At 58.3% G+C, this 13,807-nt stretch carries 15 protein-coding genes; 8 read left to right on the top strand and 7 right to left on the bottom strand.

Annotated features, from left to right (window positions below):
* Positions 1 to 56 precede the first annotated feature (56 nt).
* The 3 genes from AABB29_RS00125 to AABB29_RS00115 are packed head-to-tail and all read right to left on the bottom strand — an operon-like array spanning position 57 to position 4,698.
* A complete protein-coding gene (locus AABB29_RS00125; RefSeq protein ID WP_341368875.1) occupies positions 57 to 2,825 on the bottom strand; it encodes a DUF4159 domain-containing protein in 2,769 nt (922 codons plus the stop codon).
* Complete coding sequence (locus tag AABB29_RS00120) at positions 2,825 to 3,694, bottom strand: DUF58 domain-containing protein (RefSeq protein ID WP_341368876.1); 870 nt, start codon at positions 3,692 to 3,694, stop codon at positions 2,825 to 2,827. The genes AABB29_RS00125 and AABB29_RS00120 overlap by 1 nt, the downstream gene beginning before the upstream one ends.
* Positions 3,691 to 4,698: a MoxR family ATPase gene (locus AABB29_RS00115; protein WP_341368877.1), complete on the bottom strand. Its 1,008-nt coding sequence runs from the start codon at positions 4,696 to 4,698 to the stop codon at positions 3,691 to 3,693. The genes AABB29_RS00120 and AABB29_RS00115 overlap by 4 nt, the downstream gene beginning before the upstream one ends.
* Positions 4,699 to 4,766: 68 nt before the next feature.
* On the opposite strand from AABB29_RS00115, the gene AABB29_RS00110 reads away from it, so the two are divergent.
* A complete protein-coding gene (locus tag AABB29_RS00110) occupies positions 4,767 to 5,342 on the top strand; it encodes a DUF1285 domain-containing protein (protein WP_341368878.1) in 576 nt (191 codons plus the stop codon).
* Positions 5,343 to 5,577: 235 nt separating this feature from the next.
* Positions 5,578 to 6,468, top strand: coding sequence for a hypothetical protein (locus AABB29_RS00105; protein ID WP_341368879.1), 891 nt, complete (start codon positions 5,578 to 5,580; stop codon positions 6,466 to 6,468).
* A gap of 115 nt (positions 6,469 to 6,583) precedes the next feature.
* Here the strand turns inward: AABB29_RS00105 and AABB29_RS00100 are convergent, their stop codons facing one another.
* Positions 6,584 to 7,477: a hypothetical protein gene (locus AABB29_RS00100; RefSeq protein ID WP_341368880.1), complete on the bottom strand. Its 894-nt coding sequence runs from the start codon at positions 7,475 to 7,477 to the stop codon at positions 6,584 to 6,586.
* Positions 7,478 to 7,772: 295 nt separating this feature from the next.
* On the opposite strand from AABB29_RS00100, the gene AABB29_RS00095 reads away from it, so the two are divergent.
* Positions 7,773 to 8,522: a TIM barrel protein gene (locus AABB29_RS00095; RefSeq protein WP_341368881.1), complete on the top strand. Its 750-nt coding sequence runs from the start codon at positions 7,773 to 7,775 to the stop codon at positions 8,520 to 8,522.
* Between the two features lie 2 nt (positions 8,523 to 8,524).
* On the opposite strand, the gene AABB29_RS00090 is transcribed toward AABB29_RS00095, so the two are convergent.
* Both AABB29_RS00090 and AABB29_RS00085 read right to left on the bottom strand, forming a co-directional pair.
* Positions 8,525 to 8,983: a carboxymuconolactone decarboxylase family protein gene (locus AABB29_RS00090; RefSeq protein ID WP_373636700.1), complete on the bottom strand. Its 459-nt coding sequence runs from the start codon at positions 8,981 to 8,983 to the stop codon at positions 8,525 to 8,527.
* 12 nt (positions 8,984 to 8,995) lie between these two features.
* The gene (locus AABB29_RS00085; protein ID WP_341368883.1) at positions 8,996 to 9,502 is read right to left on the bottom strand and encodes an Rrf2 family transcriptional regulator; all 507 of its coding nucleotides are present in this window, start codon (positions 9,500 to 9,502) and stop codon (positions 8,996 to 8,998) included.
* A 162-nt stretch (positions 9,503 to 9,664) separates the two neighbouring features.
* Between AABB29_RS00085 and AABB29_RS00080 the strand changes: the two genes are divergently transcribed.
* The 4 genes from AABB29_RS00080 to AABB29_RS00065 all read left to right on the top strand — a co-directional run bounded on the left by AABB29_RS00080 (position 9,665) and on the right by AABB29_RS00065 (position 12,290).
* Positions 9,665 to 10,027 (top strand): VOC family protein, encoded by a 363-nt coding sequence (locus AABB29_RS00080; protein ID WP_341368884.1) that lies wholly within the window; start codon positions 9,665 to 9,667, stop codon positions 10,025 to 10,027.
* Positions 10,028 to 10,711, top strand: a complete 684-nt coding sequence (locus AABB29_RS00075) for a YafY family protein (RefSeq protein ID WP_341368885.1) — start codon at positions 10,028 to 10,030, stop codon at positions 10,709 to 10,711. It begins immediately after the preceding gene.
* Positions 10,712 to 10,785: 74 nt separating this feature from the next.
* Positions 10,786 to 11,796 (top strand): serine hydrolase, encoded by a 1,011-nt coding sequence (locus AABB29_RS00070; protein WP_341368886.1) that lies wholly within the window; start codon positions 10,786 to 10,788, stop codon positions 11,794 to 11,796.
* A 92-nt stretch (positions 11,797 to 11,888) separates the two neighbouring features.
* On the top strand, positions 11,889 to 12,290 hold the full coding sequence (locus tag AABB29_RS00065; RefSeq protein ID WP_341368887.1) for a hypothetical protein: 402 nt from the start codon (positions 11,889 to 11,891) through the stop codon (positions 12,288 to 12,290).
* 165 nt (positions 12,291 to 12,455) lie between these two features.
* Here the strand turns inward: AABB29_RS00065 and AABB29_RS00060 are convergent, their stop codons facing one another.
* Positions 12,456 to 13,043 (bottom strand): TetR/AcrR family transcriptional regulator, encoded by a 588-nt coding sequence (locus AABB29_RS00060; protein ID WP_341368888.1) that lies wholly within the window; start codon positions 13,041 to 13,043, stop codon positions 12,456 to 12,458.
* Positions 13,044 to 13,239: 196 nt separating this feature from the next.
* Here AABB29_RS00060 and AABB29_RS00055 point away from each other — a divergent pair, with 196 nt between their 5' ends.
* On the top strand, positions 13,240 to 13,743 hold the full coding sequence (locus AABB29_RS00055; protein WP_341368889.1) for a DUF2306 domain-containing protein: 504 nt from the start codon (positions 13,240 to 13,242) through the stop codon (positions 13,741 to 13,743).
* Positions 13,744 to 13,807: the final 64 nt, after the last annotated feature.

Below are 13,807 nucleotides of genomic sequence, written 5' to 3'. Positions count from 1 at the left end.
AGGGCGCAGCGGTTGCGTGATCAAAATTCTAGAATTTTGATGTTGGACCGTCATGCTCATTGGCCAAGCCTGTCAAGAAGATCAGGGACATGAACCTGATCGGATTTATAATTTCCTGTCAGCACATGCATGATGACATTCACCCCAAAGCGCAGCGCAAATTCGCGTTGTCTTTCACCGGCCGTCCCGCGCCCGACCGGAAACATCCGTGTCCCATTGTCATTGACAGCCCAGGCCCGCGCCCAGTCATTGCCGCCGATAATCACCGGCGTCACCCCATCATTGAGGTTCCGAAATGGCATTCCTTCGATCTGTTCGGCATCCGGTGCCGAGGCTTCGACCCAGACGTCGCGGCTGGCATAGCGCCCCGGGAAATCCTGCAGCAGATAGAAGGTTCGGGTCAGTACATGGTCTGCCGGGATCGGTTCAAGCGGCGGGATATCAAGCGAGCGCGCAATTGATTGTAGCATCCGCCCCTCGGGCGAGCCGGAGCCAAAGCGCGCAGTATCAGCATCGCGCGTGTCGAACATGATCATCCCGCCTGACCGCAGATAGCGGTTCAGTTTGCCATACGCTTCGCGGCTGGGCAGCTGTTGGTCAGCGGTGATGGGCCAATAGAGAAATGGAAAAAACGCCAGCTCATCCGTTTCAAGGTTCACAGCCATTGGCGTTGCTGGCTCAATCGATGTCCGCCGGAACAGCGTTTGCGAAATTCCGGTCAGCCCTGCCGCCGCCACCCGGTCGGTTTCGGCATCCCCTGTCAGGATATGTCCCAGCACGACTTCTGACGTGGCCCGCAGCGCAAAATCATCGCCTTGCAGAGCTTGTGCCTCGGCGTTTTGCCCAAAGGACAGCAGCGCAATCGCTAAAGCGGCCGCCACATCAGCCCGCGGCCCGCGCAGCCGCCCGCCCACAGCGAGCGAGGCAATCACATCGATCAGCATCATCAGGATCGCGGCACTCAGCAGCCAGCCTTTCAGCGCCGTTTCGCGCAGCACGGCGAGCCCTTCGATGGTGATCCGTGATGGCCATTCGACGACGTTAAGCATGGTATCCTTTCCGATCACGTTAATCGCCAGCTGGCGGTCTTCGCCGGCATAAAGCCCAGGCGGCAGATCAGGGCCGGGCGCCCCTTGCGCCTCGGCCAATAGGGCGCCGTCCACACCGGGCCTGTCGCTGCCATCTTCGAGACGCCCGTAAGCATCCAACAGCCGATTGGGCTGCCATGTGGTGCCTTCCAGCTCGGCCGCATCGGGCGTGACCGGCCGGGTTGAGACCGCAAGCCGTTCCAGCATCTGCACAAACAGACCTGATAGCGGCAGGGTCGACCATTCCGCATTGGCGGTCACATGCACCAGCACCACCTGACCTTCACCAAGCGACTTGCGGGTCACTAGCGGGGTGCCATCGGCCAGCTGCGCGATCACACGGGCCGCAAGCGTGGGGTCGGGCTGGGCCACGACCTGGCTGGTAACAGTCACATCATCCGGTACCGGCAGTCCGAAAAACGGAGATGTCTCGCTGAACGGCGCCAGGGCTTTGGGCTCTCCCCAGCTCATGGCGCCGCCGACACTGCGCCCGCCCGAGCGCAGGCGCACCGGCAAAAGCGGATCTTCCTGTGCCCGGCCCAGATCAGATGCGGCCAGACGCGGCCCCGCAAATCGCAGCAGCATCCCGCCATTTTCGACCCAGTCTTCAACGGCTTGCGCCTCAATATCCGTCAGGATCGCCACATCGGCCAGAATGATCACATCCGGATTGGCCAGCAGCACATCCTCAAGCGCGCCATCGATAATGTCGGCTGTCGGTTCAAGCGCCTCACGCAGATAGTAAAGCGGGGACAACAGCTCAAGCTCTTCGCGCTCATCCCGCCCGGCGATCATCGCGACCTCGCGGCGGCGCAACGCGTCATCGGTCAAGCTGACTGCCCCGGCCGAGCGCGCGGCGGCGATTTCAAACCGGGTGATCCGATTGCGCAGCTCGGGCGGCAGGATCAGTGCATTTTCAGCCACGGCTTCACCCGCTTCAAAGACCAAAGGCACAGTGGCCAATTGCCGCTCAACCCCGGCCGGATCAAGCCCGATGGCGTTGATCACTGTCTCAAGCGGATTGCCGATTGGTGTGCGTGTTGCCGAGACGATAACCTCGCCATTTTCAAAGCGCGCCGGGCGCAGGCCGATTGTCGGGCGGGGGGATTGGAAGGCGGTCACGGTGCCGAACCCCTCAAGAACATCCAGCAGCGCAGCATGCCCCGGAAAGTCAAGCCCGTCAGAAACCCAATAGGTCTCAAATGCCCCTGTTTGTTCAGAGAAATACGCAGCCGGGTCGCCCGGTTGCCATGGGCGCGGGGTCAGATTGGGCAGCCGGTTTTGCCAATCGGTTGGGGCGGCAAAGGGCAGGGGCTCATTTGGCAGATCGGTCAGCGTGACGACAGCGGCCCGCCGGTCTGCGATAGCTGCCTCGGTCAAAAGGGCCGACACCTGATCCATCTTGGCGTCCCAGGTCGCGGCACCGGCCCATGTGCCATCCAGCACGATGACCAGATCGCCGTCGCCATCGCGTGCAGCCTGTGGGTTTAGCACGGGCCCCGCAAAGCCGATGATCACTGCCGCAACGGCCAAAAGGCGCAACAGGAGCAGCCACCAAGGCGTTCTGTCTGATTGTGTTTCATCATCGGCAAGGCCCAGCAGCAGCGCCACACCCGGAAAGCGCCGCCGGATCGGGGCAGGCGGCACAGCCCGCAGCAAAAGCCACAAGATGGGCAGTGCGATCAGACCCAAAAGCAGCCAGGGTGCTGCGAAACCTATGGGACCAATTGACCACATTACGCGTGCCGCTCCATCGCGCCATAAAGCCACAACAGCGCGTTCGTGGCGCTTTGCCCGGTGTGATGGGTGCTGAATTGCCAGCCGGTTGTGCGCGCCAGATGGGCCAACCGGTCTTTGCGCATCGCCAGCCGTTCAAGATAGCGCTTTTTCAGATCGCCCGCTTTCAGCGTTTCATGCTCCAATGCACCGGTCATCGATTCAAAAATTGTGCGCCCGTCAAAGGGAAACGCCTCTTCTTGCGGATCAAGCACCTGCAACAGCGCGCCGCGCACGCCCCGGTCAGCCGCGCGCAAAAGCGCATCTTCGACCGGTGCGATATCGCCAAGGAAATCACTGATGAAAAGCGCGCGGGAATGCGGCAGCATGCCTTGCGCCTCGGGCGCGCCGTAATCGGTGCCTTCATCTAGGCTGAGTAGTTCTGCCATGCGCATCAGCTGCGCCTCGCCCCGGCGTGGCGGCAACCGCAGCCCCGTCAGCCCCACACGTTCGCCGCCCCGGATCAGCAGGATTGCCATGGCCAGCGCGAGGGTGCGCGCCCGGGCGGCCTTGGTCGGGTTGTCGTCGGAGTGAAATGACATTGAGGCTGATTGATCGGCCCAGAGGATAATGGATTGGGCGATCTGCCATTCCTTATCCTGCACAAAATTGCTGTCCGACCGGGCCGAGCGCCGCCAATCGATGCTGCGCGCCTCATCATGTGGTTGGGCGGGCCGGTATTGCCAGAATGTGTCGCCCGTGCCCGCCCGCCTGCGGCCGTGATCGCCCAACAGGACGGTCGCGGCCAGATGCTCTGCCTCGGCCAAAAGCGCGGGCAGGGGTGTGGCAAGGGTTTCAGCTTGCGATCGAAGAGCGAGCGATGACGTCATGCGGCGGCAGAGACCTGCGTGCGCTGATCAGCCACCTGGCGGATGATATCCTGAATGTTCTCGCCCCGCGCCCTTGCGGCAAAGGACAGCGCCATGCGGTGTTCCAGAACAGGAATAGCCATCTGGCGCACATCCTCAGCCGAGGGCGCAAGCCGCCCCTCCAGCAGGGCTGCCGCCCGTACCGTCAGCATCAGCGCCTGCGCCGCACGGGGGCCAGGCCCCCAGCTGACATTTTGCGTGATCAGATCAGGGGCCGAGCTGTCATCCGGCCGGCAGGCGCGGACCAGATCAAGGATCATCTCAACGATGTTGTCACCCACTGGCATGCGCCGCAGCACGGTTTGCGCCTCGAGCAATTCTTGCGCGGTGAAGGCGGCTGTGGCCTCGGCCTCTTCCACGCCGGTGGTGGCCAGCAGGATGTCTTTTTCTGTGGCGCGATCAGGGTAGGGCACATCGATCTGCACCAAGAAGCGGTCAAGCTGGGCTTCGGGCAGCGGATAGGTGCCTTCTTGTTCAATCGGGTTTTGCGTGGCCAACACGTGAAACGGGATGCCCAGCGCCCGGTGCTGCCCCGCGATGGTCACTTCTTTTTCCTGCATCGCCTGCAGCAGTGCCGATTGCGTCCGCGGCGAGGCCCGGTTGATTTCGTCTGCCATCAGAAGCTGACAAAAGATCGGCCCTTCAATGAACCGGAAATTCCGCGATCCGTCATTTGTTGTTTCCAGCACCTCAGAGCCCAGAATATCCGCAGGCATCAGATCAGGCGTGAACTGGATCCGGTTCCCGTTCAGCCCCATGACGGTGGAAAGCGTATCCACCAGCCGGGTCTTGCCCAGACCGGGCAGCCCGATCAGCACCGCGTGCCCGCCGCAGATCAAGGCGGTCAGGGTCAGGTCCACGACCTGCTGTTGTCCGATGAAACGGGCCGCGATGCTGCTGCGCGCTTCGCCCAGCTTTGCGCCCAGTGTTTCGATTTGGGCGACAAGATCGGCATCGTTGGCCATGACATTCCTCCGGTTGAGCTATATTCCTAATCGTACAGATAATCCCATGAACCCCAATGGCAAAATTCATGACCACACAAAAGATTGTGACTCCCTCCGCAGAAAGCCTCGCGACAAGCGCGCGTGCTGTTCAAAAAGGCGGATTGCCGCCGGTTCATCTATGGAATCCGCCCCATTGCGGGCATATCGACATGCGGATCGCCCGTGACGGCACCTGGTTTTATATGGGAACGCCGATTGGCCGGCCCGAATTGGTCCGTCTGTTTTCAACGATTCTGCGGAAAGACGGGGATGAATATGTCCTGGTCACCCCGGTTGAACGGGTGGGAATCACTGTTGACGATGCCCCTTTTGTGGCGGTCGATTTCAATCAGCGCGATGGGGCGTTGGAATTTGAGACCAATTTAGGTGACCGCATGATTGCCGGGCCAGATCATCCGATCCGGGTTGAGCGCGATGCGGAAACCGGCGAGCCGTCGCCCTATGTGCTGGTGCGCGCTAAACTTGAGGCGTTGATCGACCGCAAATCCTTCTACCGTCTGGTTGAGATCGGTGAAGAGGACACGCATGACGGCGCGCCCTGGTTCGGTGTCCGTTCGCAGGGCGTATTTTTCCCGATTATTCCAGCGGCCGAGCTGGGGTAACTGGCGCCGGGTTCGGCGAGTTCGGGCTGCAAGAGCATTTCACATTTTTTTGAAGAGTGGTGACGGCTGGGCGAGCGCGGCCCTTACTTTTAAGGCTCTTCTTGCGGTGCTTGTACACGGCTGCTTTGGGCCCTGTGGCGCGGATGCATCAGTCGATGCGATTGCAGCGATCCGGTCGTTGTAACCTCAGATGTGACATTCATATGCGGCGCACATATTCTTAAAGGAGAAGACAATGTTCCGATCAATCACAATGACCGCTGTCGCCGCTTTGATGGCTGCCCCAGCATTTGCTGACGGCGTAACCTATGGCCGTCTCAGCTATGATTTCTCAGATTATGACGCCGATGCCTCTGGCGAGTTTGATGTCCGTCTTCTTCAGGGCGATGTCGAATACGAAATTTCGCAGTTCCTGCTGACGGGGCAAATTGCTAACTCTGCTGTGAATGGCGATAATGTTGGCACTGGATACGGCGCGTCTGCGGCTTACAAATTTGCGCCAGGCGTTTTGGCCGGGCTTGGCCTTTTTGCTTTTGACCCGGAAATCGGGGACACAACGAACGGTTTTGAAGCCTTCGGACAGTATGAAACCGCGCAATTCGGTGTTGCCGTGAACATCTCGCAGGCGGATTTTGATGAAGATAACATCACCACAACTTTTTACGGTGAAGCGGCAATTGCGCCCGCTGTATCTGTCGGCACTATCCTATCAACCGAATCTGAGTTCGACGGTACCGCCTATAAGCTGATTGCTGAATATAACGAGGGCCCAATCCAGGCACGGTCTACGATTGACAGCAATAGCGAGTTTGACGGTGGTGTATTCGGCGTTCGCGGGACCTACGATATCACGCCACAAATCCGTGCGGCCGCTGTTTACCAAACGACATATGGCGATGACTTTGTCGAAGCCGATGTGTTCACCATTGGCGGCGGATACCAGTTGGTCGATGGTCTTTGGTTTGACGCAAGCTACGGTGTGATCAACGATGAAACCATTGCTGATGAAGTGGTGCATTTGCAGGCATCCCTTACATTTGAGACGGGCTCGCGCCAACGTCTTGATAGCCGGTTTTCACAAGACGCAATTGATGATCAGCTGGCTGGTTTTGGCTTGGGTTTCTAACTCCAGACTTCAAGTTTTTGGACAATATAGCAGAAGGCCCACGCAATGCGTGGGCCTTTGATTTTTTGAAATGGCGCATCGGCGCTAGTCTTTCGGTGGTGGGGGACGGCTCGCTTCAGTCGGCCCATTCTGTCCAGGCAGATGCCCGGGCTGGTAGGTCGGGCGTTCCGTATGCAACGCCGTTGCGCCACTTGTCCGTTAAGGAGGCACCACCGAAGTTGTAGTTCACCCCGACGAAAGCTTCGATCTCGCTAAGGTGGTCATCCTCATCGGAACTGGTGATGACAGACCGGCGCAATCCAAACTCGGTTGTCAGGGGCAGGCTTTGACCCAATTGCATTTCCGCCATCAGCTCGAAGCTGTTGAAATAGCCCAGATCGTCGTCGTCGATATAGTTTGGCGTGCCTGCAAGCTGCAAGTCGGCTGCAATGATCAATGCGTCACTTGCAAAATAGACCAGGCCCCCGCGAACGACGCTCCCGGCGTTAAACCCCTCACCTGCGTCGTCGCCTTTTGTGTTGCTGCCATGTGCCAATTGCGCATAGCCAAGAAAAGCATCCGACAGGTCGGTTTGAGCCGTCAAACCGAGAAGCCAAGTGTCATACTCATCCGCGATGTCTTGCGATTGCGATCTTTGATCGGCGTAGCTGAAAAATCCACCGGCGCGCGTTGCGTCCGTTAAGGCGTAGAGCGCCTGCAGACCAATTTGGCCGCGCAACTCGGGATCTTCATTATCGGTGAAATCACCCTGTGTTCCATTGGCAAAATCATCGTAACGCAGGAAAAAATCACCTGCATAGATCATTGTGTCATTGGGTTGATATGCAAATCGCCCGTTTAGGGTGGCCGCGCCAACCGTGCTTAGTTCTGGAGTAGGCTGGTCGTATTCAGCCACCCGGTTCGCCCCGATTTGCAGACCAACTGTCCCTTGCAAATCCTGCGCTGCGACATGTGTCGCTGCGGCCAGTGTTAAGGCGAGGGTTCCGCATTTCAGTAACATCTTGTTCACTCATTAAGTCCTTGTTTTTGACTGGCCTGCCATCGTGGCGAATTGGCCAATGCTCCTTAGAGGGGCGCTAACTCAGATAAAATTGTGATCCTCATGTGGCCTCGGCGCGGCCTTGTTTTGTCAAATGTCGGTTTTTGCATGACCCTCGGGTATGGGCGGCGGCCCAGCGCGTGATGCTGAACGTCAGCACAGCTTAGCACTAGCCTGTTCGGGTGCGGCTGTCGCTAATCGCAAAGTGATTGCATCGCCGGGTCATCACGGGGCAAGATCATCCGGACTGTTCAAGGACCTGCCAATGCCCAATTACTGTGCCAACCTGACCTGGCTTTTTACCGAGTTGCCCTTTCTGGAACGTTTTGCCGCCGCCAAGGATGCAGGTTTTGACGCGGTCGAAGTGCTGTCCCCCTATGACGTGAATGCCCAGGACATTGTCAATCAGCTGTCCCGCTATGAATTACGCATGGCGCTGATCAATTGCCCGCCGCCCAATTACACAGGCGGTGAGCCCGGTTTTGCGGCCGTGCCCGGTTTGCAAGAGCGGTTTCGCCGCGATTTCAAACGGGCTTTGCGATATGCTAAGACGCTGGACGCAACACACCTGCATCTGATGTCCGGCGAGGCAGAGGGCCCCGAAGCCCGTACCGTTTTGATCGATAATCTGCGCTGGGCCGCGGCTGAGGCGCCGGGGCAGAGCCTGACGATCGAGCCGATTGGCCCTGCGGCCATGCCTGGCTACTTCCTCAATGATTTTGATCTGGCCCGCGATGTGATCGTAGCCGTGGGTGCGCCGAATGTCAGATTGCAGTTTGATGCCTATCACGCCCAATCGATCACGGGCGATGCCCTGGCGGCCTGGAAAAAATACCGGGATCTTGTCACCCATGTCCAAGTCGCCCAGACCCCGCATAGGTCAGAGCCGGGGCCCGGTGAGATCGATTATCCGGCCTTTTTTGCGCAGCTCGATGCGGATGGGTATCAGGGCTGGGTCAGCGGCGAATATACCCCGGCAAGTGATACCGGGGCAGGGTTGGACTGGTTGTCCTGACCCTAAGCGGCGACCTGAACCGCAGGCGGTGTCCGGGCGCTGATCGCAAGCCGGTTCCAGACATTGATTGTGCTGATCGCCAGCGTCAGATTGGCAATGTCCGTCTCATCGAAATGCGCTTTCAGCGGCGCGTAATCGGCATCGTCTGCGCCGGTGTCGCTGATCTTGGTGACTGCTTCGACCCAGCCAAGCACGGCGCGTTCACGCGCATCAAAGAACGGAGTTTCACGCCATACGCAGACCAAGGCGATAATCTGTTCGCTGATCCCGTCCTTGCGCATTTCTTGGCTATGCATGTCGACGCAATAGGCGCAGCCATTGATCTGTGAGGCGCGCAGCTTGATCAGGTGGATCAGATGCGGATCAAGGCCGGATTTTTCCGATATATACTGCTCAAGCCCATAAACGGCCCTGAACGCATCAGGGGCCGCGCTCATATAGTCAAATCTTGGGGTCATCATACTCTCCTTCTGTTATGATTTCGGGTGGGTCTGTCTGAGGTTTTGTTCCAGAAACGCGCAGCCACGGGCCGCGATGCTGCCATCATCCTCGGCTATGACCTTGGCGTTGATCTCTGCGATGCTGACAGCGCGTAATGCGTTGCGATAGGCCTGTTCGGCCCTGAGCATCGCCGCATTGATCTGGCAGGGGGCCGTTAGCCGTTCGGGCGGCAAGGGGTTGGGGCCATTGCGCCGGATTTCCTTGCACCGAAATGCCGGTTCGGGCCCCTCCACCGCAAGAATGATATCAAGCAAGCTGATCTGGTCTGCAGGCCGCGCCAGGCAATAGCCGCCCCGTGGCCCCGGGACTGTGTGCAGGATGCCCGCCCGCGAGAGCGATTGCAGATGTTTCAGCAGATAACTGGTGGACACCCCATGAAAATCGGCCAATGCGGCTGCGGATAACACGCCGCCATCGGGCACCGCACCCAGAACCGATACCGCATGAATTGCCTGTTCTACACCGTCGCCAAGTTTCATTTTAAAGCTATCCTTGATTCGTGGTTAAATTTTATCCATGATTATGCCATGCGAATAGCGCCTTTTCCATGCCATGGGTTGCCTGCTGAAACATGCTGACACAACGCTGTCAGCAGGGGTATGATTAAAGTCCTGCATCACCCGCAACAAAGGAGATGTAACATGACACAGAAACCAACCGTCGTTTGGGCCGAAATCCCCGTGCGCGATCTTGATAAGGCGCAGGCCTTTTATGAAACCGTCTTTGGCTTCAACATGGCCCGCGATACCAGCGGCCCCAACGATATGGTCAATTTCGATGCCCAGATGAGCGGGATCGGCGGCCATCTTTATCCGGGCGAGCCGGCATCGGGCAATGGCCCGACCCTGCATCTGGCGGTGCCCGACAATTTGGAAGCCGCCATTGACCGCTGCACCAAGGCAGGCGGTGCCATTGTCAGCCCCGCCATCACCATCCCCCCTGGCCGCTTCGCCTATGCCACCGACCCGGATGGCAATTCGCTTGGCCTGTTTGAGGCCGCCTAGATGCGCCGGGCCGACCGTCTGTTCCAGATATTGCAATATCTGCGAGGCGGCCGGCTGATCACGGCTGCACAATTGGCCGAAAGGCTAGAGGTCACGCCGCGGACCATTTACCGCGACGTGGCCCATCTGATTGGATCGGGCGTGCCGATCGATGGCGAAGCGGGTGTCGGTTATCTGATGCGCGAGGGCTATGATCTGCCGCCCCTGATGTTCACCCAAGAAGAGATCGTGGCGTTAGTATCCGGTGCCCGCCTATTGCAAAGCTGGGGCGGCACCAAGATGGCCGCCGCCGCAGAAGAGGCGCTGGTGAAGATCGATGCCGTGTTGCCCGATGCGGCGCGCCCTCTTGTGGGGCAGGTCAGCGTCCATGCTTTGGAAACCCCATGGCATCAGGGTCATTGGCGTGACTATTTGGACTGCTTTGAAAGTGCGGCGCAGGATCATATCCGTTTGCAAATGAGTTACCGCGACGAGGCGGGTCAGGAAACCGCGCGGGTTGTCCGCCCGCTTGGCGTCTGGTTCTGGGGTAAAGTCTGGACCGCCGTCTGCTGGTGCGAACTGCGCGAGGGGTTCCGGATGTTCCGGCTCGACCGGGTGGCGGATTTGCAAGAACTGGACCGGTTCCGCCCCGCAAAAGGCCAGACACTCAAAGATTTCTACGATAGCGGCTGTTATCGTCCTTGACCCCACGCAAATGTGGCTGGCCCGTTCCGACCTCCGCGCTATAATTTCTGCAAGCGCGAGATAAGAGGAAAATCATGCCGCAGATGGATCGCAGAACGATGTTGGCGGGGGCAGGGGCTTTGCTGGCTGCCCCGGCATTGGCGCAGGCAGACCCTTGGGCCGCCGTTGCCGGGCAAGCGCGTGCTTTGTCACAATGTCATGCCTTGATGATCCGGCAGGCGGGGGGGCTTGTGGTCTCAGAGGTGTTTCGCGGGCCGGGTTTGAACCGGGCGGTGCCCATCAAATCTGTCTCGAAATCCATCGTGGCCGCCCTGACAGGTGCAGCGCTTGATCGCGGCGAGATCGCGTCGCTGGACGCCACGCTGGGCGATGTGGCCCCGGCGCTGATCCCGGTAGGGGCCGATCCGCGCGTTCGGCAAATTACAATGGCGCATCTGGTGACAATGCAGACCGGGCTTGAGCGGACGTCAGGGGCCAATTACGGGGGCTGGGTCAGCAGCGCAAATTGGGTGTCCAACGCCTTGGCGCGCCCATTTGTGGCCACGCCGGGCAGCCGGATGCTGTATTCGACAGGCTCATTCCATATTCTGGGCGCAGTCCTGGCCGAGGTGTCGGGCCAGTCGCTGCTCAGCTTGGCGCGCAGCCGTTTGGGCGGCCCGCTTGGCATCGACATTCCCGCCTGGACCCGCGATCCGCAGGGCCGTTATCTGGGCGGCAACGAGATGGCGCTGACGCTGGATGCAATGGTGCGCTTTGGCGAGATGTACCGTCTGGATGGCCAGTTTGAAGGCGCGCAGGTGCTCAGCGCCGATTGGGTGCGCCAATCCTTTGAGATCAGAACACGTTCGCCGTTTTCCGGGCTGAGCTATGGCTATGGCTGGTTTCTGGGGCAGACAAGCGGGGTGCGCTTTGCCTTGGCGCGGGGCTATGGGGGGCAGATCATTGTGATCGTGCCGGAGTTGCAGATGACGATGGCGCTGACCTCTGACCCGACGCAGCCTGCGCGCAGCGGTGGATATTTCGGCGATCTGATGCGGTTGATTGAACAGGCCGTGGTGCCGGTGGCGAAGGCGCAGATTGGGTGATGGCACCACGATGACGTCACTCGCCACAGTAAGGTGGCCACCTCTTAGGCCGGGTGCTAACATCGCGTTATGATTGTAAAGGACCGCCCGCAATGACCAACGCGCTACCCGAATACTATTTCCGCATCCGTGAAAACGGGGCGGCTGTATTTCGTATCGCCAGCGAAAATCGCCAGCGCCGGATTGAGATGGATCAGATTGCTGTGGTCAACACCAATCAGGGCGATTTCAAACCGCATGGGGATTACAGTCTTTCCGAGACTGACAAGGCGGCGATCACGGCCTGGCTTGAGCAAAGGATGGCCCTTCTGTCGGCCCGGGCACTTGATGATATCCACCGGACGGTCGATCATCTGAACCTGACGACCCAATGGGCGCAGTCAAAGGCCAGTGATGCCGAACTAGAGGACGTCACCGATCGGTTGCTGCTGGCGATGCATGATCTGCGGAGCGTGCTGGTCCGCAAAAAAGCCGACCGGCTGCCAGAGGGCTAGCGTGCAACGTCCACAGATGCGTGCGGTTACGTCAGAATATTGATCCAGACAGCGAAAGCTGCCGCTTGTCTTGGATGCGGCGATTGGCGGCAATGAGCTCTCTTCGACGGATGCTGCGCTACGCGTGAGTGTCAGCCTATGGTCCAAGGTGTTCCAGAGTTCAGGCTAATTTGACGGAACGACATAGTCAAAAAGCTGCCGAAATGGTATTCGATTTGCCGGATGCATTGGACTTCCTTCGCGGACTTTCTTGGTAAAGCTGCAATATCCGTGCAGCAACGACCAAATCGTGATTTCGAGCGTCAAAGGGCCAGTATTCGTGTCTTGAAAGGGCGCGCAGCACTGTTCCAAAATTTCGAATGAGGCGCGAGATTTTGCGCCAAGGTCTGGATCGCAGAAATCTATCTGGCTGGAATTAAACATCAATCCATAGAGGGCCTGATTTGCCGCAGCAAATCCCAAATACCCTTCACATATGGAATAAAGGCGATCTCGGTTCAGGTTCGGTGCACGGCTCAAGTGAGCAAGCATTGTCGCAGTAAACGTTTCATGGCCGCGTGCCGCAATTGCAGTGAGCAGTCCTTCTATACCGTCAAAGTGATGAGCCGGTGCCGCGTGAGAGACCCCGGCACGTGCAGCACATTTACGGAGTGTCAGCGCATTTGCACCGCCGCTTTGTAACAAGTCTATTCCCGCGCTGATGAGCGTTTGGCGCAAATCTCCGGCACGCTTCGTCTTTTCATTCAAATTCATATTGGCCCAATACATTTGCGACTTGACAGTGTCAAGTAAGCTGACGTAAGTGGTGACATTGACAGTGTCAAGGTGGGGCGCAACGATGTTGCTTAAAATGAAGATTCAACGATGCATATTTTGGTTTTTGTGCATTGCCGTTGCCCTCGTGTCTTACCGGTTTGTCGTACTTGGGATGAAGACAGGGTTTCCGAACATGGCCCACCAATTGGTGTCGTCCAACTACTCGTTTTACTTGCACGTTGTCTTCGCCCCTATCGCGCTTGCCATCGCCCCGTTCCAACTGTCCAAGAAGTTTCGGGCCAAATCGCTCAGTCGGCATCGGTTGTTGGGCCGGATATATGTTGGCGCAGTTTTGGTGGCTGGCTTGAGCGGTATCCTGATCGGTTTCGACGCTATGCATGGCCCAATTGCGCAATCGGGGTTTATTTTACTGGCCATAATCTGGCTTGTGGTGACGTTTAAGGCAGTCCAATTCGCAAGACGACGCGAAATTAGCTTGCACCGTGAATGGATGATCCGCTCAATCGCGTTAACTTTTGCAGGTGTAATGTTGCGTGTTTGGCTTCCTGCTCAGCTCATCTCAGGTGTTCCATTTGACGTGGCATATCAGGTTGTGTCCTGGCTTTGTTGGATACCCAACCTAATTGTGGCTGAGTACTTCGTGCGAAAACTGAGAAACACCAAAATCAGTCATTGATCTTACATGGCGTCAACGTCGCTTTGTCCGCAGTTTTTCCATGACGACCGCCGCATCGGATGGG

The sequence above is a fragment of the Yoonia sp. BS5-3 genome (assembly GCF_038069655.2).
Classification (GTDB): domain Bacteria; phylum Pseudomonadota; class Alphaproteobacteria; order Rhodobacterales; family Rhodobacteraceae; genus Yoonia; species Yoonia phaeophyticola.
This window is presented reverse-complemented; position numbering and strand designations above follow the sequence as displayed.

What these genes read in the sequence shown, in the direction of transcription:
- AABB29_RS00095 (WP_341368881.1), top strand. Translation starts at nt 7,773, where the DNA reads ATGCCCAATTACTGTGCCAACCTGACCTGGCTTTTTACCGAGTTGCCC.
- AABB29_RS00115 (WP_341368877.1), bottom strand. Translation starts at nt 4,698, where the DNA reads ATGGCCAACGATGCCGATCTTGTCGCCCAAATCGAAACACTGGGCGCA.
- AABB29_RS00085 (WP_341368883.1), bottom strand. Translation starts at nt 9,502, where the DNA reads ATGAAACTTGGCGACGGTGTAGAACAGGCAATTCATGCGGTATCGGTT.
- AABB29_RS00065 (WP_341368887.1), top strand. Translation starts at nt 11,889, where the DNA reads ATGACCAACGCGCTACCCGAATACTATTTCCGCATCCGTGAAAACGGG.
- AABB29_RS00105 (WP_341368879.1), top strand. Translation starts at nt 5,578, where the DNA reads ATGTTCCGATCAATCACAATGACCGCTGTCGCCGCTTTGATGGCTGCC.
- AABB29_RS00070 (WP_341368886.1), top strand. Translation starts at nt 10,786, where the DNA reads ATGCCGCAGATGGATCGCAGAACGATGTTGGCGGGGGCAGGGGCTTTG.
- AABB29_RS00055 (WP_341368889.1), top strand. Translation starts at nt 13,240, where the DNA reads ATGGCCCACCAATTGGTGTCGTCCAACTACTCGTTTTACTTGCACGTT.
- AABB29_RS00125 (WP_341368875.1), bottom strand. Translation starts at nt 2,825, where the DNA reads ATGTGGTCAATTGGTCCCATAGGTTTCGCAGCACCCTGGCTGCTTTTG.
- AABB29_RS00075 (WP_341368885.1), top strand. Translation starts at nt 10,028, where the DNA reads ATGCGCCGGGCCGACCGTCTGTTCCAGATATTGCAATATCTGCGAGGC.
- AABB29_RS00120 (WP_341368876.1), bottom strand. Translation starts at nt 3,694, where the DNA reads ATGACGTCATCGCTCGCTCTTCGATCGCAAGCTGAAACCCTTGCCACA.
- AABB29_RS00090 (WP_373636700.1), bottom strand. Translation starts at nt 8,983, where the DNA reads ATGATGACCCCAAGATTTGACTATATGAGCGCGGCCCCTGATGCGTTC.
- AABB29_RS00080 (WP_341368884.1), top strand. Translation starts at nt 9,665, where the DNA reads ATGACACAGAAACCAACCGTCGTTTGGGCCGAAATCCCCGTGCGCGAT.
- AABB29_RS00060 (WP_341368888.1), bottom strand. Translation starts at nt 13,043, where the DNA reads ATGAATTTGAATGAAAAGACGAAGCGTGCCGGAGATTTGCGCCAAACG.
- AABB29_RS00110 (WP_341368878.1), top strand. Translation starts at nt 4,767, where the DNA reads ATGACCACACAAAAGATTGTGACTCCCTCCGCAGAAAGCCTCGCGACA.